The 22,956-nt window shown below is 39.8% G+C and carries 30 protein-coding genes and 3 pseudogenes; 22 read left to right on the top strand and 11 right to left on the bottom strand.

Annotated features, from left to right (window positions below; all coding sequences use genetic code 11):
- The first annotated feature begins 59 nt into the window (after positions 1–59).
- Together V7K62_RS03615 and V7K62_RS03610 are read left to right on the top strand one after the other, a co-directional pair.
- Positions 60–599: a DUF2267 domain-containing protein gene (locus tag V7K62_RS03615; protein WP_334861771.1), complete on the top strand. Its 540-nt coding sequence runs from the start codon at positions 60–62 to the stop codon at positions 597–599.
- Between the two features lie 447 nt (positions 600–1,046).
- A pseudogene (locus tag V7K62_RS03610) lies at positions 1,047–1,190 on the top strand (Uma2 family endonuclease); the annotation flags it as partial.
- A gap of 79 nt (positions 1,191–1,269) precedes the next feature.
- Here V7K62_RS03610 and V7K62_RS03605 read toward each other — a convergent pair.
- Positions 1,270–1,605 (bottom strand): XisI protein, encoded by a 336-nt coding sequence (locus V7K62_RS03605; protein ID WP_334861769.1) that lies wholly within the window; start codon positions 1,603–1,605, stop codon positions 1,270–1,272.
- Positions 1,593–2,009 (bottom strand): XisH family protein, encoded by a 417-nt coding sequence (locus V7K62_RS03600; RefSeq protein ID WP_334861767.1) that lies wholly within the window; start codon positions 2,007–2,009, stop codon positions 1,593–1,595. The genes V7K62_RS03605 and V7K62_RS03600 overlap by 13 nt, the downstream gene beginning before the upstream one ends.
- Between V7K62_RS03600 and V7K62_RS03595 the strand changes: the two genes are divergently transcribed.
- Positions 1,993–2,148 carry a hypothetical protein gene (locus V7K62_RS03595; RefSeq protein ID WP_334861765.1) on the top strand — a complete coding sequence of 52 codons (156 nt, stop codon included), beginning with the start codon at positions 1,993–1,995 and terminating at the stop codon, positions 2,146–2,148. The two genes, V7K62_RS03600 and V7K62_RS03595, sit on opposite strands and share 17 nt — an antisense overlap.
- 69 nt (positions 2,149–2,217) lie before the next feature.
- Here the strand turns inward: V7K62_RS03595 and V7K62_RS03590 are convergent, their stop codons facing one another.
- The 4 genes and pseudogenes from V7K62_RS03590 to V7K62_RS03575 all read right to left on the bottom strand — a co-directional run.
- Positions 2,218–3,345, bottom strand: a complete 1,128-nt coding sequence (locus V7K62_RS03590; protein WP_334861763.1) for a phospholipase D-like domain-containing protein — start codon at positions 3,343–3,345, stop codon at positions 2,218–2,220.
- A 103-nt stretch (positions 3,346–3,448) separates the two neighbouring features.
- Entirely contained in the window at positions 3,449–3,646 is a 198-nt protein-coding gene (locus V7K62_RS03585; RefSeq protein ID WP_334861761.1) for a type II toxin-antitoxin system VapC family toxin, read from the bottom strand.
- Positions 3,647–3,910, bottom strand: a complete 264-nt coding sequence (locus V7K62_RS03580; RefSeq protein ID WP_334861759.1) for a hypothetical protein — start codon at positions 3,908–3,910, stop codon at positions 3,647–3,649.
- Between the two features lie 85 nt (positions 3,911–3,995).
- Positions 3,996–5,339 (bottom strand): annotated as a pseudogene (locus V7K62_RS03575) (site-specific integrase); the annotation flags it as partial.
- 317 nt (positions 5,340–5,656) lie between these two features.
- Here V7K62_RS03575 and V7K62_RS31450 point away from each other — a divergent pair.
- From V7K62_RS31450 to V7K62_RS03510, 13 genes and pseudogenes are all read left to right on the top strand, one after another.
- Positions 5,657–5,824: pseudogene (locus tag V7K62_RS31450) on the top strand (nitrogenase molybdenum-iron protein alpha chain); the annotation flags it as partial.
- A gap of 198 nt (positions 5,825–6,022) precedes the next feature.
- Entirely contained in the window at positions 6,023–7,558 is a 1,536-nt protein-coding gene (gene nifK, locus V7K62_RS03565) for a nitrogenase molybdenum-iron protein subunit beta (protein WP_334861755.1), read from the top strand.
- Between the two features lie 174 nt (positions 7,559–7,732).
- On the top strand, positions 7,733–8,080 hold the full coding sequence (locus V7K62_RS03560; RefSeq protein ID WP_334798825.1) for a Mo-dependent nitrogenase C-terminal domain-containing protein: 348 nt from the start codon (positions 7,733–7,735) through the stop codon (positions 8,078–8,080).
- A 75-nt stretch (positions 8,081–8,155) separates the two neighbouring features.
- Positions 8,156–9,535, top strand: a complete 1,380-nt coding sequence (gene nifE / locus V7K62_RS03555) for a nitrogenase iron-molybdenum cofactor biosynthesis protein NifE (RefSeq protein ID WP_334861753.1) — start codon at positions 8,156–8,158, stop codon at positions 9,533–9,535.
- A gap of 162 nt (positions 9,536–9,697) precedes the next feature.
- Positions 9,698–11,035, top strand: a complete 1,338-nt coding sequence (gene nifN / locus V7K62_RS03550; RefSeq protein WP_334861751.1) for a nitrogenase iron-molybdenum cofactor biosynthesis protein NifN — start codon at positions 9,698–9,700, stop codon at positions 11,033–11,035.
- 192 nt (positions 11,036–11,227) lie between these two features.
- A complete protein-coding gene (nifX, locus tag V7K62_RS03545) occupies positions 11,228–11,641 on the top strand; it encodes a nitrogen fixation protein NifX (protein WP_334861749.1) in 414 nt (137 codons plus the stop codon).
- On the top strand, positions 11,638–12,114 hold the full coding sequence (locus tag V7K62_RS03540) for a NifX-associated nitrogen fixation protein (protein ID WP_334861747.1): 477 nt from the start codon (positions 11,638–11,640) through the stop codon (positions 12,112–12,114). The genes nifX and V7K62_RS03540 overlap by 4 nt, the downstream gene beginning before the upstream one ends.
- Before the next feature lie 134 nt (positions 12,115–12,248).
- Positions 12,249–12,464 carry a CCE_0567 family metalloprotein gene (locus V7K62_RS03535; RefSeq protein WP_334861785.1) on the top strand — a complete coding sequence of 72 codons (216 nt, stop codon included), beginning with the start codon at positions 12,249–12,251 and terminating at the stop codon, positions 12,462–12,464.
- Positions 12,461–12,778: a nitrogenase-stabilizing/protective protein NifW gene (nifW, locus tag V7K62_RS03530; protein ID WP_334861745.1), complete on the top strand. Its 318-nt coding sequence runs from the start codon at positions 12,461–12,463 to the stop codon at positions 12,776–12,778. Before V7K62_RS03535 ends, nifW begins: the two co-directional genes overlap by 4 nt.
- A 10-nt stretch (positions 12,779–12,788) precedes the next feature.
- A complete protein-coding gene (locus tag V7K62_RS03525) occupies positions 12,789–13,595 on the top strand; it encodes a HesA/MoeB/ThiF family protein (protein WP_334861743.1) in 807 nt (268 codons plus the stop codon).
- Between the two features lie 86 nt (positions 13,596–13,681).
- Positions 13,682–14,053: a HesB/IscA family protein gene (locus tag V7K62_RS03520; protein WP_334861741.1), complete on the top strand. Its 372-nt coding sequence runs from the start codon at positions 13,682–13,684 to the stop codon at positions 14,051–14,053.
- A 265-nt stretch (positions 14,054–14,318) separates the two neighbouring features.
- Positions 14,319–14,618 carry a 2Fe-2S iron-sulfur cluster-binding protein gene (locus V7K62_RS03515; RefSeq protein ID WP_334861739.1) on the top strand — a complete coding sequence of 100 codons (300 nt, stop codon included), beginning with the start codon at positions 14,319–14,321 and terminating at the stop codon, positions 14,616–14,618.
- Between the two features lie 104 nt (positions 14,619–14,722).
- Positions 14,723–14,983: a FeoA family protein gene (locus V7K62_RS03510; RefSeq protein ID WP_334861737.1), complete on the top strand. Its 261-nt coding sequence runs from the start codon at positions 14,723–14,725 to the stop codon at positions 14,981–14,983.
- 299 nt (positions 14,984–15,282) lie between these two features.
- On the opposite strand, the gene V7K62_RS03505 is transcribed toward V7K62_RS03510, so the two are convergent.
- Complete coding sequence (locus V7K62_RS03505) at positions 15,283–15,492, bottom strand: TOBE domain-containing protein (RefSeq protein WP_334861735.1); 210 nt, start codon at positions 15,490–15,492, stop codon at positions 15,283–15,285.
- A gap of 300 nt (positions 15,493–15,792) precedes the next feature.
- Here V7K62_RS03505 and V7K62_RS03500 point away from each other — a divergent pair, with 300 nt between their 5' ends.
- From V7K62_RS03500 to V7K62_RS03480, 5 genes are all read left to right on the top strand, one after another.
- Positions 15,793–16,674, top strand: a complete 882-nt coding sequence (locus V7K62_RS03500) for an AAA family ATPase (protein ID WP_334861733.1) — start codon at positions 15,793–15,795, stop codon at positions 16,672–16,674.
- Positions 16,675–16,709: 35 nt separating this feature from the next.
- Positions 16,710–17,849, top strand: coding sequence for a homocitrate synthase (gene lysS, locus V7K62_RS03495; protein WP_334861731.1), 1,140 nt, complete (start codon positions 16,710–16,712; stop codon positions 17,847–17,849).
- 323 nt (positions 17,850–18,172) lie between these two features.
- The gene (locus tag V7K62_RS03490) at positions 18,173–18,661 is read left to right on the top strand and encodes an ankyrin repeat domain-containing protein (protein WP_334861729.1); all 489 of its coding nucleotides are present in this window, start codon (positions 18,173–18,175) and stop codon (positions 18,659–18,661) included.
- Positions 18,624–19,910 carry a SagB/ThcOx family dehydrogenase gene (locus V7K62_RS03485; protein ID WP_334861727.1) on the top strand — a complete coding sequence of 429 codons (1,287 nt, stop codon included), beginning with the start codon at positions 18,624–18,626 and terminating at the stop codon, positions 19,908–19,910. The genes V7K62_RS03490 and V7K62_RS03485 overlap by 38 nt, the downstream gene beginning before the upstream one ends.
- A gap of 18 nt (positions 19,911–19,928) precedes the next feature.
- Positions 19,929–20,303: a hypothetical protein gene (locus tag V7K62_RS03480; RefSeq protein ID WP_334861725.1), complete on the top strand. Its 375-nt coding sequence runs from the start codon at positions 19,929–19,931 to the stop codon at positions 20,301–20,303.
- A gap of 33 nt (positions 20,304–20,336) precedes the next feature.
- On the opposite strand, the gene V7K62_RS03475 is transcribed toward V7K62_RS03480, so the two are convergent.
- On the bottom strand, positions 20,337–20,810 hold the full coding sequence (locus V7K62_RS03475; protein ID WP_334861724.1) for a hydrogenase maturation protease: 474 nt from the start codon (positions 20,808–20,810) through the stop codon (positions 20,337–20,339).
- 74 nt (positions 20,811–20,884) lie between these two features.
- Here V7K62_RS03475 and V7K62_RS03470 point away from each other — a divergent pair, with 74 nt between their 5' ends.
- Positions 20,885–21,391 carry a hypothetical protein gene (locus V7K62_RS03470; RefSeq protein ID WP_334861722.1) on the top strand — a complete coding sequence of 169 codons (507 nt, stop codon included), beginning with the start codon at positions 20,885–20,887 and terminating at the stop codon, positions 21,389–21,391.
- A gap of 137 nt (positions 21,392–21,528) precedes the next feature.
- On the opposite strand, the gene V7K62_RS03465 is transcribed toward V7K62_RS03470, so the two are convergent.
- The 3 genes from V7K62_RS03465 to V7K62_RS03455 all read right to left on the bottom strand — a co-directional run bounded on the left by V7K62_RS03465 (position 21,529) and on the right by V7K62_RS03455 (position 22,840).
- Positions 21,529–21,888 (bottom strand): DUF5615 family PIN-like protein, encoded by a 360-nt coding sequence (locus V7K62_RS03465; protein WP_334861720.1) that lies wholly within the window; start codon positions 21,886–21,888, stop codon positions 21,529–21,531.
- 2 nt (positions 21,889–21,890) lie between these two features.
- The gene (locus V7K62_RS03460) at positions 21,891–22,115 is read right to left on the bottom strand and encodes a DUF433 domain-containing protein (protein ID WP_334861718.1); all 225 of its coding nucleotides are present in this window, start codon (positions 22,113–22,115) and stop codon (positions 21,891–21,893) included.
- A 302-nt stretch (positions 22,116–22,417) separates the two neighbouring features.
- A complete protein-coding gene (locus V7K62_RS03455) occupies positions 22,418–22,840 on the bottom strand; it encodes a hypothetical protein (protein WP_334861716.1) in 423 nt (140 codons plus the stop codon).
- Between the last annotated feature and the right edge of the window lie 116 nt (positions 22,841–22,956).

The raw sequence follows: 22,956 nt of genomic DNA, 5'->3' as shown, positions 1-22,956 counted from the left end.
TATGCGACCTTACATAAGGTAAGCATAAAGACTCAAAATTAATAACCACAACAAAAACAATGCCCGATGAAAGTTTTAGAACAAACATTCCAGAAATTGACCCAACAGAGATTGAAGATAATCGAACTGCGATCGCCGACGAACATCGCTCGTTTCTAGAAAAAGTCCAGGTCAAAGCCGGGTTTGCAGACCCCTATGATGCAAGAGACTTTACCGAAGTTGTGTTTCGCGTGATGCGCGACTTAATGACTACAGAAGCTAGCGATCGCGTTGAGGCAGAACTGCATACAGAGGCTATACCTACGGATGAAAAAGCACTCCAGTTTGAAGTGTCCGATCTCTGGAAAGACACCAATCCACTCGTGGGATTTTTGAGCCGGGTTCGTCCACCCTGGAAAGGCCCAGGTATCTTCAATATCGATTCCGATCGCTTCCTGTTCCGAGTTGCTAATGAAAGTGGAATGCCGCGATCGGTCGAGCGAGAGCAAGCGGTTAAAGCCGTGTTTTCTGCCACCAAAGACGAACTTTCCGAAGAGCGGATTCAGGAAATTGCTAGCTGGCTGCCTGACTATGTACGTGAGCTTTGGGAACAGGCTTAATTAGAAGGCTAGAAAAAGTCAAGTCTGTTTGTGAGTAATTATCACAAACAGGCTTTTTATATAATAGGTTTACTGATTCACAACCATTAACGTAGAAGAAAGCGATGTCTACGACGGGCTATTCGGCGTCGCCCAAACTCTTCAAGGGCATATTGTAAGTAGATAGTCTCTAAGAGGTTGTTTGAAAAGTGGTCGGCTGTGATATCAGGCACTTATCGATCCCCCCTAGCCCCCCTTTTTAAGGGGGGAAACGGAATCAAAGTCCCCCAATTTATCGGGGGATTTAGGGGGATCTAAGAGTATTTGATACATCACTAAGGACTTTTCAAACATCCTCTAACACTTCAACAGTTGGTAGGGTGTGTTGTTGTGCAGCGCAACGCACCAGATCAATAATCGGAGTCTTATATCACCTCAGAACCAAATCTGTGACAAAATAATATTGTTGAACCTTTTGTGGAACGCTACAGTAAACAAGCCGAAGGTTGGTTACTCACTGATTTTAGCGGCTTGGAGTTATCTATTTCTTTAGATTCAGTTGCGATCGCATTATCGATGGCAGAAATTTATCGCGGCGTTGTTTTTGAGTAAATCAGCTTTGTGACGATGTATGCTTTGGGAGAGGTGCGTACTAAACAGAGGTTCTGCTGTCATTACTTGTTAGACAAATTCACGCTACGCCATATTGCGTATATTGACGCTGGTAAAATGGCTGTAGTCCCAAAACTATATCCTCTTTAGGTACTCCCATCTCAGTCAACTCTTCAGCAATTTGGATATCCGTCATATTACGCTGAATCCATATCTTTTCATCTTTGATATCCAGATGTATTACACAATTATAAATTCGGTCATATCCATCCCAACCAATCTCTAGAATCTGGTAATGATCTTGCGCCGTATCGAATATCAGTTGGATTTCAACATCTTCTTCTGAAGGTGTGTAACTGCTATACTTCGTTAGTAACTTCTGAATATATTCACGATATTGGTCTAGCTTTGCCATTGCACAATCACCTCAACCTTTGGATCGTAAACTATTAACTTAACTTGATACTCTTGTACTGAAGTTTGGGCAAAGTCCCGGCTAAAAAGTGAGCGATAGGTTGAGACTGGAACTGCTAGAAATAAAACTCGTTCAGGCTCCCTGATTCGCAGAGCTAATCGATAATTGAGAAATTGCCCTAAAGCTGCGTGGTACTCAAACAGTTCTGAATCGCCCAAAAAACTTTTGATCTCAACAGCAATTTTTTCAGTTCCTCGCTCGGCTGCTAATATTTTTTCTGCACCTAAATCGACTGACATTTTATCTTTGGCAAACTTAACTACTAGCGGATCGTGCGTGATGACCCACCCTTCTTTTTCAAGTCCTCGTTTGACGGCTTCGTGAAAAATGTCTTTTGCAGGCACAGACAGAACCAGAACCCAATATCCTTATAATACCGAACTACCCAGTGATTTTAGCAGCTTAGAGATATATATTTATTTAAATTCAGTTGCGATCGCATTATCGATGGTAGAAATTTATCGCGGCGTTGTTTTTGAGTAAATCAGCTTTGTAACGATGTATGCTTTGGGAGGAGTGCGATCGCACTACAACGCGATTATTAAATGACAGTTAATCGTTTAATCCGAAATGCTGAGATAACTTTTCTATTGTCAAACGAGCTATCGGACTTTCCATTTTACATTTTATATTCTTGTATGAAAAAAAACCTTTTTCCCAGTGTGCTTGACTTCTAGGCACTGCTTTAATCCATTCAACACGGACAAGGTACTCGGATTTATCAAGGTCATCTACATATTCATCCATTTCTGGGGCAAAAAGTGGTACATCTAGGATTGGTACTTGTTGCCCGTTGGCTAATAATAACTTGAAGTCTTTTAAAGGTACAGCAGAATCTTTTACTAGACCAACACCGACATAACCATAACCAGTTTTGGCATAACCAGTTCTGGGTTTGGGTATGTGGACGAATACACGCGACCCAGGAAGCAACTTTATTATACCTTTGTTATATTTTTTCTCACTACCACTAGAAATAAAACCATATTTTCGGCAGTCTTCCCAGTTTCGATGTTTACCTTCACCAATACTTACATAAAAATCACAACCATTCCAAGGTTCATTATCTTTTTTGGCGTTTGATTTACTGGCTTTGTTTTCAGATTTTTCAGGTTGAGCGATCATCTTTGATTTAATAATTGGAGCATCTGAATTTAAACAACTCTTTTGATCTTCAAGTGTAGGTGTCGTTTTAATAATTCTCTGAGCATAGTCTTTTAATTTGGTGATATCAACCTCACTACTGCTTGACCATGAGATATCAAACCATTCTCTAATTTCATTAATTTCATTACTTTCATTTAGCAAAATTGACATCTCTGCTCTCTGAGTAATACCCATTCTGGTCAAATTTGCAGAACCTATTAAGCATAAATGATCGCCAAGAACAACTTTTGCATGTAAATTCCTATAATCATGAATTTTGGATGTGTTTTCAATGATGAAATCAATGATTTCTTCTCTTGCTTTACCTTGAAAAGCAATAAGCCAAGCTTCTACATCAGAAATAATACGCCAGTTTACTTGGTCGCCTAATAAGGGTTTAACATAACTAATATCAATATAGGGACAAGCTATCAGTAGTTCTTTACTATTACTAACTTCACGAATTGCTTCATCAAAAGGTGAAATTCCACCATTTATACTTGCCTCAGTGTGGTAAATCAGCTTATTATTCATAAATTAATAGTATACTAATTGAATTTACTATATGTCATAATAATATCAATAGGTTTTTGAATAACAACGGTGTAAACACTTAATAGGAGGAATTCTAGATATATTATAAGTCATCTGTAATGCTAATATTTCCACCGCGCGATCGCCTGGTAATTGCCGCTATAATTTCGACACTGGTTATTGCAGCAATAAATACCTCATTGTTGAGAGTCGGATTAAATAGCTCCAAAACCCAAGCTGATCCAGTTTCACTAATATAACGCTTGACCAATGCGCTACTGTCTATGAAGTAGATTGCCATCTAACGACGTTCCTCAATGATAGTTTCAGAAATAGGCTTTCCCTCGATCTGAATTAGTCGTCGCTCGGTTATTGGTTCATAAGCAGGATGTTTAATGTGTTTTACTAAGCCAGAATCAATTAGAGCTTGGTGGAATGCTGCTTGCTTGACTGTTTCTTTTTTCTCAGCAAGATACTTTTGAATAGTCTGATTAAGCTGCTGAAGTTCTTCTATTTCAAGTGTCTCAAGCTGCTTAATTATCTGTTGGAGAGTTACTAGCGCCATAATTTTTTATTTTCTTTTATCTTAATAATTTTTTCTCCATAAATTATACCAAATTATCTGAAAGTGGTATTACTTATGGGCAAACTTAACTCCGCTTATAAACTATTTCCATCCTCAATTTCTCAATCTCCAACCTCAATTTCTCATTCTCCATCCTCAACTTAGCATTCTCCTCTCTAATCAACTCAACTTCATTTCTCTTACTCAAAGCCTGATTAATCGCTAACTTCCGCATATCCAGCGAGAACCAACGCTGATAAGTTTGCGTATGAACTTGCACACTATGCCCTAAATTATCCGCCGCCGCTTTAATTGGGATTCCCAAAATATGCGCCCGAATTGCCCAAGCGTGACGTAAATCATACGGTTTAAAATCCAATCCTATCTTACGAAACCACCAACTAACTCGCTGTGTTAACGCCGTAATCTCTGCATGATTAGTGTTATCTTTTTTAGCGATCGCACTCCCCAACATCTCTAAATATTTAGGATTTCTCAAATCAAAATCCTCAATCCATTGCCGATATAATGGTAATGCTTCTCTCTCTCCAGTCTTACAATCTTTATGGACTTTCCATGTCAAATCTGCATTCTCTTGACTCAACCACCAAGCAATATCAGGATTAATAAAAATTTCCCGTGGGCGTAAACCAAAAACGGCTAACATTCCATACGTCCATCGCCAAAGTTGCCAGCTATCTTGAACACTTTGATTAACTTGATTACCTCTGTTATGTTGGTAATCTTCAAACTTGAGAATTCCCTCAGATATTTCTACATCTGTCGGTATATTTCGAGAATTACTCTCAGGCATTTTGGAGTATTTAGATAAGTCAATTTCGATGTTAAATGTCAAGCAAAATGCCGATATAGCTCTAGTTGCATTATACTTAGCCCATTCCTTATCGATTTGTTCAATTGAACTGATTAGATTTTGTGCGATCGCTAAATCTTTGGCATTAGTAAATCTCTTAGTTCGAGAAAAATAATAAAAAAAAGTATGTTCGCTTTTAGTTGTGCGTTTGTGAGTTTTAAAATACTCTTCTTCAAATTGTTCAAGTAATTCTCCGATAGTTTTAAATTCTTTTTTAATTGCCTCATTTCCTAAATATTTATCATTCCATTCAAAGGTTTTACGCGCGATTAACTTCCCTAATTCGTATGCTTCTTCCTCAGCCGTCTTGAGTCCATCTAAGTTAGAGGGAATATTCAAACTGATATTGTATTGCTTTCTCCCAGTACCATTACTATCTTTGTCTCCCGGTTTAATTGGTAACGTCGCCCGTAATTGCAGACTTCCATTCGATTCTCTAATTGTCACTTTTGCCTTCGCAGACTTCAAACGCAGATTAACTTTCTCTAATTCTAGTAGTACTTTCGTTCTCATGTGTTCTTTTTGCTGCTGTGCTTGCAGAGATGAGCAAAAAAACGGGCGATTTTTTAATCGCCTTGGCTCAGGACAACATTTAGATGATGCGTGATATCATGTCCGCTTGATTGCTTATTAAACCAGAAGTTCCCCAAAGAGCCAAACTTATGCTTTGTCTCCCCTCCCTGTAAGCGGGGAGGGGTTGGGGGTGGGGTTCTTTTATTATGGGTAATCTGGCGGACATGATATGAGTCCTGAACCTAATTATGCTGTGTTTTTAGCCTATATTTAGTCTAAAAATAAATGTGCTATCAGCGAACAATGTTTATCGCTCACATTGCTTACTGCAAACATTAGGCTGGTGAAAATAATTAAACCACAAAAAGGATTACTCCGGTCCTTATCACGGTTATGACGGCTTCGCCATCTTCGCACGAGATATGGACTTGGCACTCAACAGCCCAACCTGGGGATTAATTGGCGCTCCTTGGAATGAAAAAGCTAACGCTAAGAAGGCTGAAGCTAAGGCTAAGGCTGCCGTTTAGGGAAATGGGAAAGAGAGATAAGTAAGGATAACCTGGGGCTAAAACCCCAGGGGGGAGTTGGGAATCCAAAATTCAAAACTGAAAAATTAAAAATTTCTTTTGATTTTTGCATTTTGAATTTTGAATCATATTCCCATTCCCACCTCAAATCCTCATTCCTCAATCAGTAAAGAATTCAGTAAGCTTGGAGATCCAAAAATGCCTCAGAATCCCGAAAAAATTCAAGATCACGTCGAGTTATTCCACCAACCTGAGTACCAACAGCTATTTGAAAACAAAAAGCAGTTTGAAAACGGTCACGAAGCCGAAGAAGTACAACGGGTTGCAGAATGGACAAAGAGTTGGGATTATCGTGAAAAGAACTTCGCTCGTGAAGCTTTAACCGTTAACCCTGCTAAAGGTTGTCAACCACTAGGAGCAATCTTTGCTGCTGTTGGTTTTGAAGGCACTCTACCTTTTGTTCAAGGTTCTCAAGGTTGCGTTGCTTACTTCCGCACGCACTTAACCCGCCACTACAAAGAACCATTCTCTGGTGTATCTTCTTCAATGACTGAAGATGCAGCCGTGTTTGGTGGTCTGCAAAACATGATTGACGGCTTGGCGAACTCTTACCAACTCTACAAGCCCAAGATGATCGCTGTCTGCACCACCTGTATGGCAGAAGTAATTGGTGATGACTTGCAGTCTTTCATCAACAACGCCAAGGAAGCTGGTTCAGTTCCTCAAGATTTCCCAGTACCCTACGCTCACACCCCTAGCTTTGTCGGCTCCCACATCACTGGTTACGACAACATGATGAAGGGAATTCTTTCTAACCTGACAGCAGGACATAAGAAAGAAACCAGCAATGGTAAAATCAACTTCATCCCAGGTTTTGACACCTACGTAGGCAACAACCGCGAAATCAAGCGGATTGCTTCTTTGTTCGGCTTTGACTACACAATTCTAGCCGACAACAGCGACTACCTCGATTCACCAAACACAGGTGAGTTCAATATGTACCCAGGTGGTACAAAGCTAGAAGATGCAGAAGATTCAATTAATGGGAAAGCTACGATCGCTCTGCAAGCACACTCAACCCTCAAAACCCGCGAGTACATTGAAAAAGAGTGGAAGCAACCAACCTCAGTTTCCCGTCCTTGGGGTATTAAGGGTACTGATGAGTTCTTGATGAAACTCAGCCAACTGAGTGGTATACCTATTCCCGAACAATTGGAAATTGAACGCGGTCAGGCAGTTGATGCCATGACTGACTCCCACTCATGGATTCACGGCAAGCGCTTCGCTATCTACGGCGAACCAGATTTAGTATACAGCGTAGTTGGCTTTATGCTAGAAATGGGTGCTGAACCTGTGCATATCTTGGTTCACAACAGCAACGAAGTATTTGAAGCAGAAATGAAAGAACTGCTTGCTTCTAGCCCCTTTGGTAGCAATGCAACTGTTTGGCCTGGTAAAGACCTGTGGCACCTGCGTTCTTTGATGTTCACCGAACCCGTAGACTTGCTCATCGGTAACAGCTACGGTAAGTACCTGTGGCGCGATACTAAGACTCCCTTAGTGAGAATTGGCTATCCGATCATAGATCGTCACCACTTACACCGCTACTCCACCATTGGTTATCAAGGTGTGATCAACTTGCTCAACTGGGTTGTAAATACCCTGTTTGAAGAAATCGATCGCAACACCAACATTCCTTCTAAGACAGATATTTCTTACGACTTGATTCGTTAGAAATTGCGTAGAAACACAACGTGTTAACTAAAGGGTAAAGAAGGGGAGTAGGTAGAGACGAGATTAATCGCGTCTGTACGGGAGTGGGGAGTAGGGAAATATCCAAACCCAATCCCCAATCCCCAATCCCCAACTTCCCTTTTTCTTTCTAGCATTTACCCAAGGTATGTATAAATGGAAACCATCAATCACACTCACGAACACACTCACACTCATCCTCATCCTAATTACCATCCACCTAACCAGAAAAAACCAGGGTGGTTCCACAATCTTCTTAATCCGTTGCGCCGTGTAGTGGATGAAATTCAGGTTAAAAATAATCGCATCGCTCATCTAATTTGCCAAACAATTCCTTGTTGTTGTCCCTTTGAGCGACAAATTAAATTATTTGGGAAGTCTATTGATATCCCACCACTATGTAAACTCAATCCTTTATATGACGAATTTGTAGGATTGCGTTTCCGCGCTCTATCTTACCTTGCCGATGTATGTGGAGAAGATGTCACAAAATACATTTGTTAGTCATTGGTCATTAGTTATTCAAAGGACAAATGACAAAGGACAAATGACAATTAACAATTAAGTACGAGAAGAGAGATGAAAAGCACCCAAGGCAAAATCAACGAACTGCTGACTGAGACAGGATGCGAGCATAATCAGCACAAACAAACGGAAAAGAAAAATAAATCATGCGCTCAACAGGCACAACCTGGCGCGGCTCAAGGGGGCTGTGCCTTTGATGGTGCAATGATTTCTTTAGTGCCGATCGCAGATGCAGCGCATCTAGTCCACGGGCCTATAGCCTGTGCTGGTAATTCCTGGGGCAGTCGTGGTAGTCTCTCCTCTGGCCCTCAACTCTACAAGATGGGCTTTACGACTGACTTGGGTGAAAATGATGTCATCTTCGGTGGCGAAAAGAAACTCTACAAAGCGATTCTGGAACTCAAAGAGCGCTACCAACCAGCAGCAGTATTTGTCTATGCCACTTGCGTTACAGCCTTAATTGGCGATGATATGGATGCTGTCTGCAAAGCTGCGGCTGAGAAAATCGGTATTCCTGTTGTTCCCGTCATTGCCCCAGGATTCATTGGCAGTAAAAATCTGGGCAACCGTTTTGGTGGTGAAGCTTTGTTGGAATATGTTGTCGGCACAGCAGAACCGGAACATACAACGCCCTATGATATTAACTTAATCGGTGAATACAACATCGCCGGGGAAATGTGGGGAGTAACACCACTGTTAGAAAAGTTAGGCATCCGTATTTTGTCTAAAATTACGGGCGATGCTCGCTACAATGAAATTCGCTATGCCCACCGCGCCAAGCTCAACGTGATGATCTGCTCACGAGCGCTAGTCAACATGGCGAGAAAGATGGAGGAGCGTTACAACATCCCCTACATTGAAGAGTCTTTCTACGGCATCGATGATATGAATCGTTGTCTGCGAAATATCGCTGCTAAATTAGGTGATCCTGATTTACAGGAGCGGACAGAAAAGCTAATTGCAGAAGAAACGGCTGCTTTAGATTTGGCACTAGCTCCTTATCGCGCTCGACTCAAAGGTAAGCGAGTTGTTTTGTATACTGGTGGTGTCAAGAGTTGGTCAATTATCTCGGCTGCTAGGGACTTGGGCATTGAAGTTGTTGCTACCAGTACTCGCAAAAGTACTGAGGAAGATAAAGCCAAAATCAAGAAGTTGCTCGGCAACGATGGCATTATGTTGGAGAAGGGCAACGCTAAGGAATTGCTACAAGTGGTTAAAGACACTGGCGCAGATATGCTGATTGCTGGTGGACGTAACCAATACACCGCTTTGAAAGCTAGAATTCCTTTTCTTGATATTAACCAAGAACGCCACCATCCTTATGCAGGTTATGTGGGAATGATCGAGATGGCGCGGGAACTATACGAAGCCCTGTATAGCCCGATTTGGGAACAAATACGTAAACCCGCTCCTTGGGACGAGGAAGCAGTTTAATGGCGATCGCAACTGTCCCTCGTTCCCAGACTCCGGCTGGGAACGCATTCCTGAAGGCTCTGCCTTCCTTTTAGAGCAGATGAGGCAGAGCCTCACTGTCAGCATTCCCCGGCGGAGCCAGGGAACGAGAAAGTCCGCTCTGTGGAATGAGGAGGTATTCTAATGGCAATCGTTACCATTTCTAACAAAGCACTGACTGTTAATCCCCTTAAGCAAAGTCAAGCTTTGGGTGCAACCTTAGCCTTTTTGGGATTGAAAGGGACGATGCCTTTATTCCACGGTTCTCAAGGTTGTACTGCTTTCGCCAAAGTTGTCTTAGTACGGCATTTCCGGGAAGCGATTCCCCTTGCTACCACAGCGATGACGGAAGTCACCACTATTTTGGGTGGTGAAGAGAATGTGGAACAAGCAATTCTCACTCTAGTAGAAAAGGCTAATCCAGAAATTATTGGTTTATGTAGTACTGGGTTGACCGAAACTAGAGGAGATGACATCGAGGGTTTTCTTAAGGAAATCCGCGATCGCCACCCCGAATTGAATGATTTGGCGATCGTTTTTGCACCCACTCCAGATTTTAAAGGTGCGTTGCAAGATGGTTTTGCCGTTGCTGTGGAAAGCATAGTTAAGGAAATTCCTCGCGCAGGTGGAACCAGAACTGAACAAGTCACCGTTTTGGCGGGTTCTGCCTTCACACCTGGGGATGTACAGGAAATCAAGGAGATAGTCACATCCTTTGGATTAGTACCGATCTTTGTACCTGACCTTGGCGCTTCTCTAGATGGTCACTTAGAGGATGGTTATAGTGCGGTTACAGTCAGTGGGACTACCCTAAAACAGCTACGAGAAGTAGGTAGTTCTGCTTTTACCCTGGCATTGGGTGAAAGTATGCGGGGGGCTGCAAAGATTCTGGAAGAACGCTTTGACACACCTTATGAGGTGTTTGGCGAACTGACGGGATTAGAACCAGTAGATGAATTTATCCAAGCATTGGCGATTCTGAGCGGTAACAGTGTACCCGAAAAATACCGCCGCCAACGTCGTCAGTTGCAAGATGCGATGCTGGACACCCACTTTTACTTTGGTGCAAAACGAGTTTCCCTAGCGCTGGAACCAGATTTGCTGTGGTCAACAGTGCATTTTTTGCAATCGATGGGAGCGCAAATTCATGGGGCGGTGACAACCACGCGATCGCACCTCTTAGAAAAACTCCCGGTTAAAAACGTCACAATCGGCGATTTGGAGGACTTTGAGAGTCTAGCAGGTGGTTCTGATTTGCTGATTGGTAACTCGAATGTCGGTGCGATCGCTAAACGGCTTTCGATTCCTCTTTATCGTCTAGGATTGCCCATTTATGACCGTTTAGGTAATGGTCAATTTACCAAAGTTGGCTATCGAGGCACGATGGAACTTGTGTTTGGCATCGGCAACCTGTTTTTAGAGCAAGAAGAAGCCAGAGTTAAGCAGTTCCAAGAGTTCGGAATTGTGAGCGCTGAGTTTTGAATTCACACTTGAAAATTCAAAACAGTTCAGTTAAAAGTCGATCCTCCCTAACCCTCCTTAAAAAGGAGAGGATTGAGCAAATCTTAAATTAGCCCCCCTTTTTAAGGGGGGTTGGGGGGATCTTCCAGAGCTAAATATCACTAACTGAACCGCATTGCTTCAAAATTCAAAACTTGAGAGAGGAGAATTACAATGAAAATCGCCTTCACGACGAGTGATCGAGTTCATATTAATGCTCATTTTGGAGCGGCAGATGAAATTGATGTTTATGAAGTCTCGGATGAAGGATATAGATTCCTAGAGACTCTTAAATTTGATGACCAGCTTCAAGAAGAGAGTAATGAGAGTAGACTTGCACCAAAACTTGCGGCTATAGAGGGCTGCACAATTATTTATGTAATAGCAATTGGTGGTAGCGCCGCCGCTCGGTTAATCAAGAAAGGTGTCACCCCAGTCAAGGCGCGATCGGAAGAAGAAGAAATTAGTGAAGTGCTAAATAAGCTTGTGAAAACCCTCAAAGGTAATCCTCCACCTTGGTTGCGTAAAGCTTTACAGCAAAAGCCCACAAACTTTGCAGATGAAGTTGAAAATGAAGCAACAGTATGACCACAAATAATAGTGTTAATGGAACCGCCACAACTGAAGTCTTGAACTCACCTTTTCTTAAGGTATTAATTAAACAAATCCGTGGTCAAGACAGTTATGGAGTTTATCGTACTTGGTCGGATGAGTTGATTCTCAAACCCTTTATTGTCACCAAACAAAAGAAACGGGAAATTTCCGTTGAGGGCGAAGTTGATCCGATCACTCAAGCTCGGATTATGGCATTTTTTCGAGCCGTAGCTGCTGGGATTGAACAGGAAACAGGTTTAATATCCCAGGTTGTGGTTGATTTGAGCCATGAAGGATTTGGCTGGGCGCTAGTTTTTTCTGGCCGTCTCTTGCTAGCTGTGAAAACCTTGCGAGATGCTCAACGCTTTGGCTTTGACTCCCTGGATAAATTAGCAGAAGAGGGCGAAAACTACGTCAAAAAAGGCATTGATTTGGCGAAGCGCTTTCCTGAAGTTGGCAACGTGTAGCAATTTTAGATTTTGGATTTGGGATTTTGGATTCAAGTCTTAATCACTAATTTCATTACCATTTGATTAAAGCAATATCATCCAATCCAAAATTTAAAATCTAAAATCCAAAATTCAATGTGGAGTGGCTGATTGTGCAAGCAGAAGAAACGAGTATTGAGGAAGTACAGGGACAAATCAGACGGCTTAACAGCAAAGCGGGTCAAATGAAAATGGATCTGCATGATTTAGCCGAAGGACTGCCAACAGATTACAAACAACTTATGGATGTTGCAGCCGCAACTTATGAAATCTATCGCCAGTTAGATGAACTTAAGCAACATCTGAAACAATTGGAGAATGCGAAATGACTGGAACAATTGATGAATTCAAGCAGCTCGTAGATGCGGAAGAATTTTTTAAATTCTTTAACCTGTCCTACGATCTAAAAGTTGTAAATGTAAATCGTCTACATATTCTGAAAAAGTTTTCTCAATACATCAAAGAAATTGATGATAATTCTCCTGACTTGAGTCAAGAAGAGAAATTAAATCAATATTCTTTAGCTTTGCAAAAAGCTTATCAGGTATTTATCGAATCAACACCTCACGAACAAAAGCTGTTCAAAGTGTTTAACGACAAGCCGAAAAATGTAGTCACACTGACAGAAATCACTTCTGATTAGGAGGTATAAATTGGTTAACCTAACGCCTACCGAATTAGAACGCTATCGTCGCCAAATGATGCTTCCGAATTTTGGCGAAACAGCACAGAAGCGCCTGAAGTCAGCGACAGTTCTGGTTACAGGTGTGGGGGGATTAGGCGGTACGGCGGCGCTTTACTTAGCAGTAGCAGGCGTTGGGCGGCTAATCTTAGTCCGGGGTGGTGACTTGCGGCTAGATGATATGAATCGTCAGGTTCTCATGACCGATGATTGGGTTGGTAAGCCAAGGGTATTCAAAGCTAAAGAAACTCTGGACGCGATTAATCCTGATGTCCAAGTGGAAACTGTTCATGATTACATCACCCCGGAAAATGTAGATTCATTAGTGCAGTCTGCTGATATGGCTCTTGATTGTGCCCACAATTTTACAGAGCGCAATTTGTTAAATGAAGCCTGTGTGCGATCGCGTAAGCCAATGGTAGAAGCTGCAATGAATGGGATGGAGGCTTACCTAACGACGATTATTCCTGGTGTGACTCCTTGTTTGTCTTGTCTGTTTCCCGAAAAGCCTGATTGGGATCAGCGCGGCTTTTCAGTTCTAGGCGCTGTTTCTGGAACACTAGCTTGTCTAACAGCACTGGAGGCGATCAAGCTGATCACCGGATTTAGTCAGCCTCTATTATCGCAATTGCTGACAATGGACTTGAATCGGATGGAATTTGCTAAACGCCGTTCTCACCGCGATCGCTCTTGTCCAGTATGCGGTAATAGTGCGCCTTGGAGACACGCGCAATCTAATTCGATGGAAGCCACAGGTATTACACAAAATAGTCATTAGTCATTGGTCATTAGCAAAAGACAACTGACAACTGACAATCCACACCTGAAATCAGAACAACTAATCGCTACAAATCAGGAGAACTGATGGCCGTTATTTTATCAGAAAAAGCAGAATTTCATCTGCGGGCATTCCTCAAAGGTTCCGCACCCGACACTGATGGCGTAACTAAAGGTGTCCGCATCTCTGTAAAAGATGGTGGTTGCAGTGGCTATGAATATGCGATCGATATCACCAGCAAACCTCAACCAGATGATTTAGTAAGTCAGCAAGGCAAAGTGCTGGTTTACGTTGATGCTAAAAGTGCGCCGTTATTAGACGGAGTTATCGTTGACTTCGTTGAGGGAGTGATGGAAAGCGGTTTTAAATTCATCAACCCCAATGCAACTGATACCTGCGGTTGTGGAAAGTCCTTCAAAACAGACGACGGTACGCCTACTGGTGTACCTTGCAGCTAACATCATTCCGTTAGCGCCAAGTCTGATTATAGAGGCTTTCTATAAATGCGGTAAGCGTTCGCAGAGCGTCTCGTAGAGAAGCCATGCCGCAGGCTTATCGCTTTGCCTTGAGGTAGCTTCTCGTTCGCATTGCATCCTTAACCTTGTAGAGAAACTAGCTAAAGCGTAGCTTCTCCGTAACAAGAAGGAAAGCAAAGAGTAAGATAGGTTGCTCAAAAACTTCGGAAATTAGACCAACTGTATAACGTTTGAGGAGAATCGGAAAATGGCTACCTACCAAGTTAGATTAATCAACAAAAAAGAAGACATCGACACCACAATTGAAGTTGACGAAGAGATAACAATCTTGGAAGCAGCAGAAGAAAATGGTATTGAATTGCCCTTTTCTTGTCACGCAGGTTCTTGCTCTAGCTGTGTTGGTAAAGTTGTCGAAGGTGAAGTTAATCAAGACGATCAAAACTTTTTAGATGACGATCAGGTTTCTAAAGGATACGCTCTACTTTGTGTAACTTATCCTCGTTCTAATTGCACAATTAAGACTCATCAAGAAGCGTATCTCGTCTAAACTATTACTTTGGTTGCTGCCTTTGGCGACTAAATAAAAGATGAAGGATGAAGGATGAAAATATACTTCCTTCTTCCTTTCACAATTTCTAATTTATAATTCAAATGTTTACTCGCTTTAGTGTGATTGGCTGTTCATTAGAATTATTGAAAATAGGAGAGCGAGGAATAGTCACCTTCTGTAAAAATCAGGATGAAACAATCTTGAAGCAACTTATATCAATAGGAATAAAACCAGGAACTACTATCACTTTAAAACAAAAGTTACCCTCTTTGCTCGTCAAAATTGAAAACACAGATTTGGCACTAGATATAGAAAATATTCGCACCATTTATGTTCATATTATTGATAATTCAATTAATTAATCTTTATGTATAGTTTTACTTAATCATTTGTGAAAATTTTTGTTGATTCTTCTCTTTGTGTTCTCTGCGCCTCTGTGGTATCCTGCGGGTTCGCCTTTGGTCTTCTCGTAGACTAGCAGCTACGCGTCTACGATTAAAGGATAATTCTCACCAATCAAATATGATTAATATAATATACTCTTGACCTCACTCATTTTATAACTAATTCTAGGAGTGAGGTCACTAATTTATAGATATGAATGCAATTTGATATTAGAAATAGAGTGGCTTCTAAAGTAAGCCAACCTGCTTATTTTTTTTCAATCAACAGCAAGTATCACATCTGATGATTTAATCACGGCATGAGCGTGTTTACCTTCTACAAGTCCTAGCTTTTCTGCTGATGATTTTGTGATGATTGACACTAGCTCTATTCCTGGTGCTAGTTCTAAAGTTATCTCACTATTAACTGAACCATGTACAACTTTTTTGACAGTACCCTTAAGAGAATTACGAGCGCTAATTTCCATATTTTTGCTTGCTAACTTTAACTATTTATACTTTAAGTTAGCAAATTTTAAAACTAGCTTTTTTTAAGATATCTTAATAATTATGAAATAATTCTCATTTACCCAACAATCATACCTCTATTTGATAATCCTGACAATAATGCGTGGTCATGGGCTGCAAAATGCACGATAAAACAATTTCAAAAAACTAATATTAATGGATATTATCATCAACTCAATATAGACATTGTGTGTACAAACACTGAGGTATTAATATGTTTATTTACTTATAATAACGAAACTAAAAAAGAGGTTTAGATTGTGCAGCATCAAGTTAATACAACAAGACAAAATCTATTTTTTGAACACTTAACCCCAGGTATAGGTGTCGGATTCCCTGTTCCTAAAGACTGGTTGCCAATCACAACTTTTCCCTTACTAATCGTAGTGGGTATGACTGGCGTGGGAAAAAGTACAATCATAAAAGCTTTGGCTGAAGAAGGTTTAGATTTTACACTTTTACCTAATCGTCGTGCTTTAACCGAACGCTTAATAATTGCGCCGATGTTAAAAATGCAAGAGAAACTCATGCAACCCTATTGCCGGATTAAACGCCTAGCTTATACTCGCCTTTATCGGGAATACTTTCCTGGTGGAATGGGTCATATTTTAGCTTCGCTACACATCAATCCACAACAAGTAAACTCTATGTTAGTTTTCGATAGTTTGCGTGGTGAAAATGAGGTTTGCTATGCAGATAAAGCTCTAAAAAATGCTAAATTTGTAATGTTGACTGCACCAAGTATAGTGCGTTTAGAAAGACTTTTGAAGCGTCATGATCCATTTGATCGGATATCTAATCAAGAGTTAGAGGAGAATAGGCAAATTATCCCAGAAGCACTGACAAATTTTGCTAGTTTGGGTGTGCCAGAGGCTTCTGCTTATTTTACTCCTAAAGAAGAACAAGAAATCTTAGAACTTGTAAGCAAACAAGTTGTTACAGGTGTAGAATTGCGGGAAAAACTAAAAATATTTCTGGAAGAGAGTCAGAACTATGATTCGGTTCCTACGAAACAGATTTTAGAAGCGATGGATACAAGCGATCGCTCTCTTATAATTGATACTATAGCCAGTCCCCAAGAATCAGCCAAAGTAATTATTTCTCGACTATACAAATCTGTTAATATAAAAACTAATAAGTGAATATTCTTAGTAATAATTAGCACAGGGATTGCTCAATGTCGCTATCTGAATTTGCAATTGTAGAAAGTACTCTCCGTGAAGGTGAACAATTCGTCAAAGCCAATTTTTCTTCAGATGATAAAGTCGAAATCGCTGAAGCCCTTGCTGTATTTGGAGTGGAATATATAGAGTTAACGTCACCAATTGCTTCACCTCAATCTAGACGAGACTGTGAACGATTGGCTGGCTTAGGCTTGCCATCCAAAATATTAACTCACATTCGCTGTCACTTAGAAGATGCTAAAGTCGCTTTAGCAACAGGCGTAGCTGGGATTAATTTAACTATCGGTAGTTCTTCTTTAATGCGTCAATTCAGTCATGGTAAAAATATTAATCAAATTCTTGATTTATCATCTGAAGTTTTAACTTTTATTCATCAACAGGCTCCCGATATTGAGTTACGGTTTTCTGCTGAGGATTCGTCACGTACTTCCATAGAAGATTTAATCACAATTTACTCGGAGATTGAAAAATTAGGAGTTGTCAAACGTATAGGAATTGCCGATACGGTAGGAATTATGACGCCGATGCAAGTATTTGAATTAGTAAAGACTTTGCGCCAGTTTACCAATTTAGATATTGAGTTTCACGGTCATAATGATACAGAATGTGCAAATGCTAACAGTTATACAGCACTTGAAGCGGGAGCAACTCATATCGACACTTGTGTTTTGGGCATTGGTGAACGCAATGGTATTACCTCACTCGCTGGGTTTATCGCTAGGTTATATGCTACAAATCCAGAGCAGATTAAGTGTAAATATCGCTTGGATAAACTTGCTTACTTACATGAGTTAGTGGCGAGAAAAGTTGGGATTTCTATTCCTTTTAACCACTGTATTTTTGGTGAGAGTGCTTTTAGTCATAAAGCTGGAATTCATACTAAAGCTATGCTCAATAACTCTGAGACTTATGAAGCTATTAATCCCCGAAGTTTTGGTGTAACGCGCTCAATTTTAATCAATCATAAATTGGCTGGAAAACAGGCGGTTAATCACCGAGCGAATGAATTAGGACTTTCTTTTAATTTATCCCAGCTTAAAGATATTACCCATAGATTGAAAACTTTAGCTGATAAACAAAGTCTTACTATCGAAGATGTAGACAATATCTTATATTCTTATCATTGTCAGTAAATTTAAAAGTATACGTACTTACTGCCCAGATTCCCGACTTCTTCAAGAAGTCGGGAATCTAAATCTACCTTAATATCTGCTATTAATCTATCTTATAAAAGAAAACTGTAAAAATTACTGCTTTCCCATTACTTTTCAAGCTTTTTTAAGGAAAATATTTGGTGTTATTTATAAATAATTCATAATTTAAACTTATAAATTTGATAGCATATATGTAAGTTAAAAGGATTTAGATAATATTTCTGCAAAAATGGTGGGCATTGCTCACCATTCTATTTGCCAAGCAAATTTATATTAGTAAAAAAGTTAACCAAGCAGTAGTTATGAATCAAACCAACAGTCAAAATTTGAGTGAATCAACAACCCAATGGCTAATAGCAAAAGGCTATAAAACTGGGGATTTAAATCAGCCGGGTGAAAATGGCGATACAGCTTTGATGAAAGCTACAAGAGAAGGAGTTTATGGAGTCGTCAAAGAACTCATTGATGCAGGCGTGGATATCAATGCTCGAAATAGCGATAACAACAATGCTTTGTGGTTTGCTTGTTTTGGTAATCACTACGATTTAATTAATTTGCTGCTTACTGTCAACATTAACATTGACAACCAAAATGATAATGGTGCAACTGTTTTAATGTATGCAGCATCAGCCGGAAAGACAGAAGTCGTCAAGTTACTTTTACAGCATCATCCTAATTTATATTTAAAAAACTTAGACGATTATCAAGCGATAGATTTTGCGAGCAATGTCGAAGTTTTAAGGATACTTAAAAATGCCACCAAGTCAGATATCCGGCAAAGCCTATCATGAAGCTACCAAGCATTCTTACTTATCGGTACAAGTTGATCCAAATTATGTAGATGCTTCAACACAGCCATCTCCATTTAAAGTTTATCCCAAATTTTATCGGAGAGTGAAATTAAATCTCAATAATCCTGTTCATTCTTTTATTTCGTTAACCAGTGCGATAACCCTAGAAAAAGTATATAAAGATGGCCCTTATAAACTGCGGGTGAATCCATCAGCAGGCGCTCTGTATCCTACGGAAGTCTACGTACAGATGCGCGGTATTGAAGGAATAATAGATGGTATATACCATCTAGAAGTTGAGAATAATTGTCTAACACTCATTTATGAATTAATTGATGATGGGTTAGAGAGTTATATTATACCGGGTAAAAGTATCAACGGATTCATATTTTTAATCAGTTGTGTTTATTATAGGTCTAGCTGGAAATATCAAGATAGAAGCATGAGATATTGCTTATTAGATAGCGGACACCATTTAGGTGCAGTTGCAGCTTCAGGTTTTCTCCACAACCGAGATATACAACTAATTTTCGATTTTGATAAACTTGCCCTCAATTCTGATTTGGGATTCGAGAATAAAGAGTTTATTACTGCTTGTGCGGTGTCAGGAGAAATACAAGATAAGAAAATCAGACACTTAAGGCTGAAAGTTCCTTTTGTCTCTGGTACTGATTATTTTGAATCTAATCAATTTATTGAGGATGCCTATCAAGCAACTACTCTACAAAAGAGTCGCCAGCAGAAATTAGAGTATCCTCAATTTGACTTTGACAAAGATAAATTTTATCAAACTATTTGGGATAGACGTTCTATTAGACGTTTCCGGAAAGAGTCTATTTCTCAAGAAGATTATTTATATGTAGTGCAACAACTTCAGCAGTCAATACCGACAGAAAATTATGAGGAAATAGAAATTTACTTAGTGGTGCATCGAGTAAAGGGAATGACACCTGGCTTATATAAAGGTACGTATCTGGTTAAGACGGGTAATTTTAGTGAAAAGACAGGTTACTTATGTATTAATCAGGCTATTGCTAGAGATAGCGCTGTAACTTTATTTTTTGTGTCAGATTATTTAAATTATCAAACTGCTATGCAAATAGCTGGTTTTCTTGGACAGAGACTTTATTTAACTAGTAATTATTTGGGAATTCAGTGTAGTGGAATTGGTGCTTATTATGATGAAGAAACCCAGGAATTATTAGAAACAGATAAAGATGTACTTTATGGAATGGTGATTGGAATATAAGTAGGAAGCTAAAGAGAGATGGCTAGAAAGATGTATTACTTAAATGGTGATGACTCACATCCTATCCAACCGACATCTGCGGATATTATACTGCGGCAACAACTAGAGGATTCTATTAGCAGATACTTTTATGAATCGTGCGATCGCACAATTCAAAATCTTCTATCTAATTGTCGGTGGTATGTTACAACCCATGCTAATGCTCTAACATTGGTAATTGAATGTCCCGATCAAGTTACTAATTGGCGTATTTTGCAAAAAATGGTGCCAATGGGGACATTGCTACATGGAATTGTTAACAGTGCGAAAATCCGTGTTTGTCCGCCAGAAAGTCAAGGCGTACCTTTTGAAATGAGGGTAGATGAACTTTCTGTTTATCGGGATTGGGCATGATTCAACTTTAGATTTTGGATTTGGGATTGTTAATTAAAAGTTAATATTCTGGCTGATAAGTGCAGCTACTTCTTCAAAAACTAAATCAGCAGAATGTTTGATAGCAGGACTTAACTCTAGTCCAAAACCAAGATTTGCCGCCTCAATTAAATAAACTGTTACATCTTGGGGAAAGTCATTGTGAAAGATTTTTCGTCCGGCGGCTAAAGCATTATCCCAACGAAAATCGTGCAAGTTATAACTAGGTTCTGGTAAAGCTTCCAGTTCTTTTCCTGGAACTTTAAACACAGCACCCGGTTCAGAACCAGTTGAACTTGCATCAATAATTATTAATTGTTTACTACCTCTAGCTTGAAACATTACTTCCATCCCTGCGGTGCCACAGTCATATACTCGCACATGAGGATGAGGGTTTTCAGCTAGATATTTTTGTAAGCGTTGGGCGATGATTACACCTACTGCGTCGTCATTACGATTTAGATTGCCGCAACCGATAATAGTGAGCATGGGATAAGGTTTAATTGTTTAAGCTAATTTGTTAGATATCTGCCTGAATTGGGAATAATGTATTCAGCTTACAGATGTTTAAGATTTCAAGGATTAACACTATGCTTTTTTGGGATGGATTGGTAAAAGGAACTTTCTGGGGATTGTGTTTAGGGATTGGTTTGGGTATCATAAGAACTTTATTAGATTTATCCTCTAATTATGCTGGAGTGACAGAACCAAATACAGTAGTTATTTATGTAATTATTTGGGGAATCATAGGTGCTGCTCTAGGCTGTACTGTTGCTCTAATTCTTGGAAGTATAATAGGCACTATAAAATTTTTAAACTGGTTATTTATCTTTTTGGGAGGAAGCCTTCTAACCATCCTAACTCCTTTAATAGGTGGTCTGCTTGGCTGGCTCAGTGTTCCACTTATTCCCATTCTGTTTTTTCTGCGCCAATATCTGTCAGATAACTCACCTAAATGGATTGAAAAAGGTTTAAACGAAGGAATTGTAATGTTTCTATCCTATCTAGTTTTTAATTTTCTATTATTTGGTTTCCAGCAATTAACTGGTATTACTCTACGTGGGGTGTAACTATAAATTTGTCTATGGAGCGATGGCAATTTAACAATTAACGGGAATTAGTTTTGTAGGTTGGGTCGAAGCATAAGACCCAACATCATTGTAAATATTAGATTTACCCCGCTAAAACTAACATACACTTTAAACTTTTACAAAGATACTTTTCTAAACCTGTGTCCATCTGGTTGTACAACTACAAATGCGCCTACCAATTCGACTTGCGAGTAAGTTTCTATAACTCGTACCAGTTCGTTATGAACTTTATTCACAGTTGTAGGTAGGATTCGGAGATAAATGACTCCAGATCCCATTGCTTTAACAAAAACAAGATTTCCGTAGTCTCTATCTCGCGTGATGAGAATACGGTTCTGTTCCTGTGCTATTTTAAGAATTTCTTCATCACTAGCTTGCGAAAGACCAATCTGAGCAACAAGAACTACGTCATGTCCGGCATCAACTAGAAATCTTGCTGTCACAGTATACACATCTTGATCCAGTAAGAATCTCATGCTCAAATAGATACTAGGCGAATATCTTCAGCTGCCACTAGCGCGATCGCGTATCGTAAGCAGGCACGAATATCCTCAATTTGTAGGTCTAGATAGTAGTCTCGGATAATTTCTTCAAATGAAAGTCCGTCATTGAGCAGTTCAAGAATGCTTTGTACAGTGATGCGTGTACCTGCGACACAAGGTTTACCGAAATGAATGTGAGAGTTAACTACGATTCTGTCCATATAACTATAAACTAATAATATGTTTCCTAAATTATAAAATAATAATTCGTGCTGCATCTATAAATGCAGTGAAGCATACTTTAAGGCTTAAGGTGATAGTAAAAGTATAATATTATTTTCTGGTGTCTATTATGGGATTATGAGCATCTGCTGAAACTAATATTTCAGAACGGGATGAAGATATCTTAAAAAACGAGATTGATCCTGTACGTGGTTGGGGTCTGCAAAATATAGGGTTACACCAGAGGCTTTGACTAATAATACAGACAAAGCCTCTGAATAAGTAAGTTATCAGCAGGAAACTAGAACTCTACACCATGTTTCTTGGCAATTTCAGTAAGTTTCTCAGACTGATGTTGTGATGCTTTAGTCAAGAGTTCTTCAGCCTCTTCTGTAGTACTTCCCTCTTTAGGGATTAAGTACTTGACATAAAGGGATACAAAATCGGCAGCGATCGCTAAACCAGATAAAGCATGTTTGTCTGCTTCTTTACCTGCGATCGCAGCTACCAAACCGGCTCTAATTGGGTCTGGTTTAACTTTCATGAACTGCTCGACAAGTTTAGGAACGTAGTCTTCTGGTGGCAAATTATCTAACTTACTTGTATCTGGAGTAAAGTTACATTCTGCGGCTTTTGCCTGTTCTAAAACACACCATTCTATGTATTCTTGCAATCCTGCATCGGGAACGCGAGGGAGATATTCGTGTAGCGCTAAATCAGACACAAGCTTACCTTGTAAATTTCTGTTTTGTTGAAGTGAATTAAGGTAAGCCTAACCCACTATTTCTATAAGTTTTAGTGTGTTACGCTACGAGCTTTAAATATCAGGCATTGGGTATA

It is taken from the genome of Nostoc sp., from assembly GCF_036917935.1.
Lineage (GTDB): Bacteria > Cyanobacteriota > Cyanobacteriia > Cyanobacteriales > Nostocaceae > Nostoc.
The sequence above is the reverse complement of the archived record's forward strand: the minus strand, read 5'-3'. Positions and strand labels throughout refer to the sequence as shown.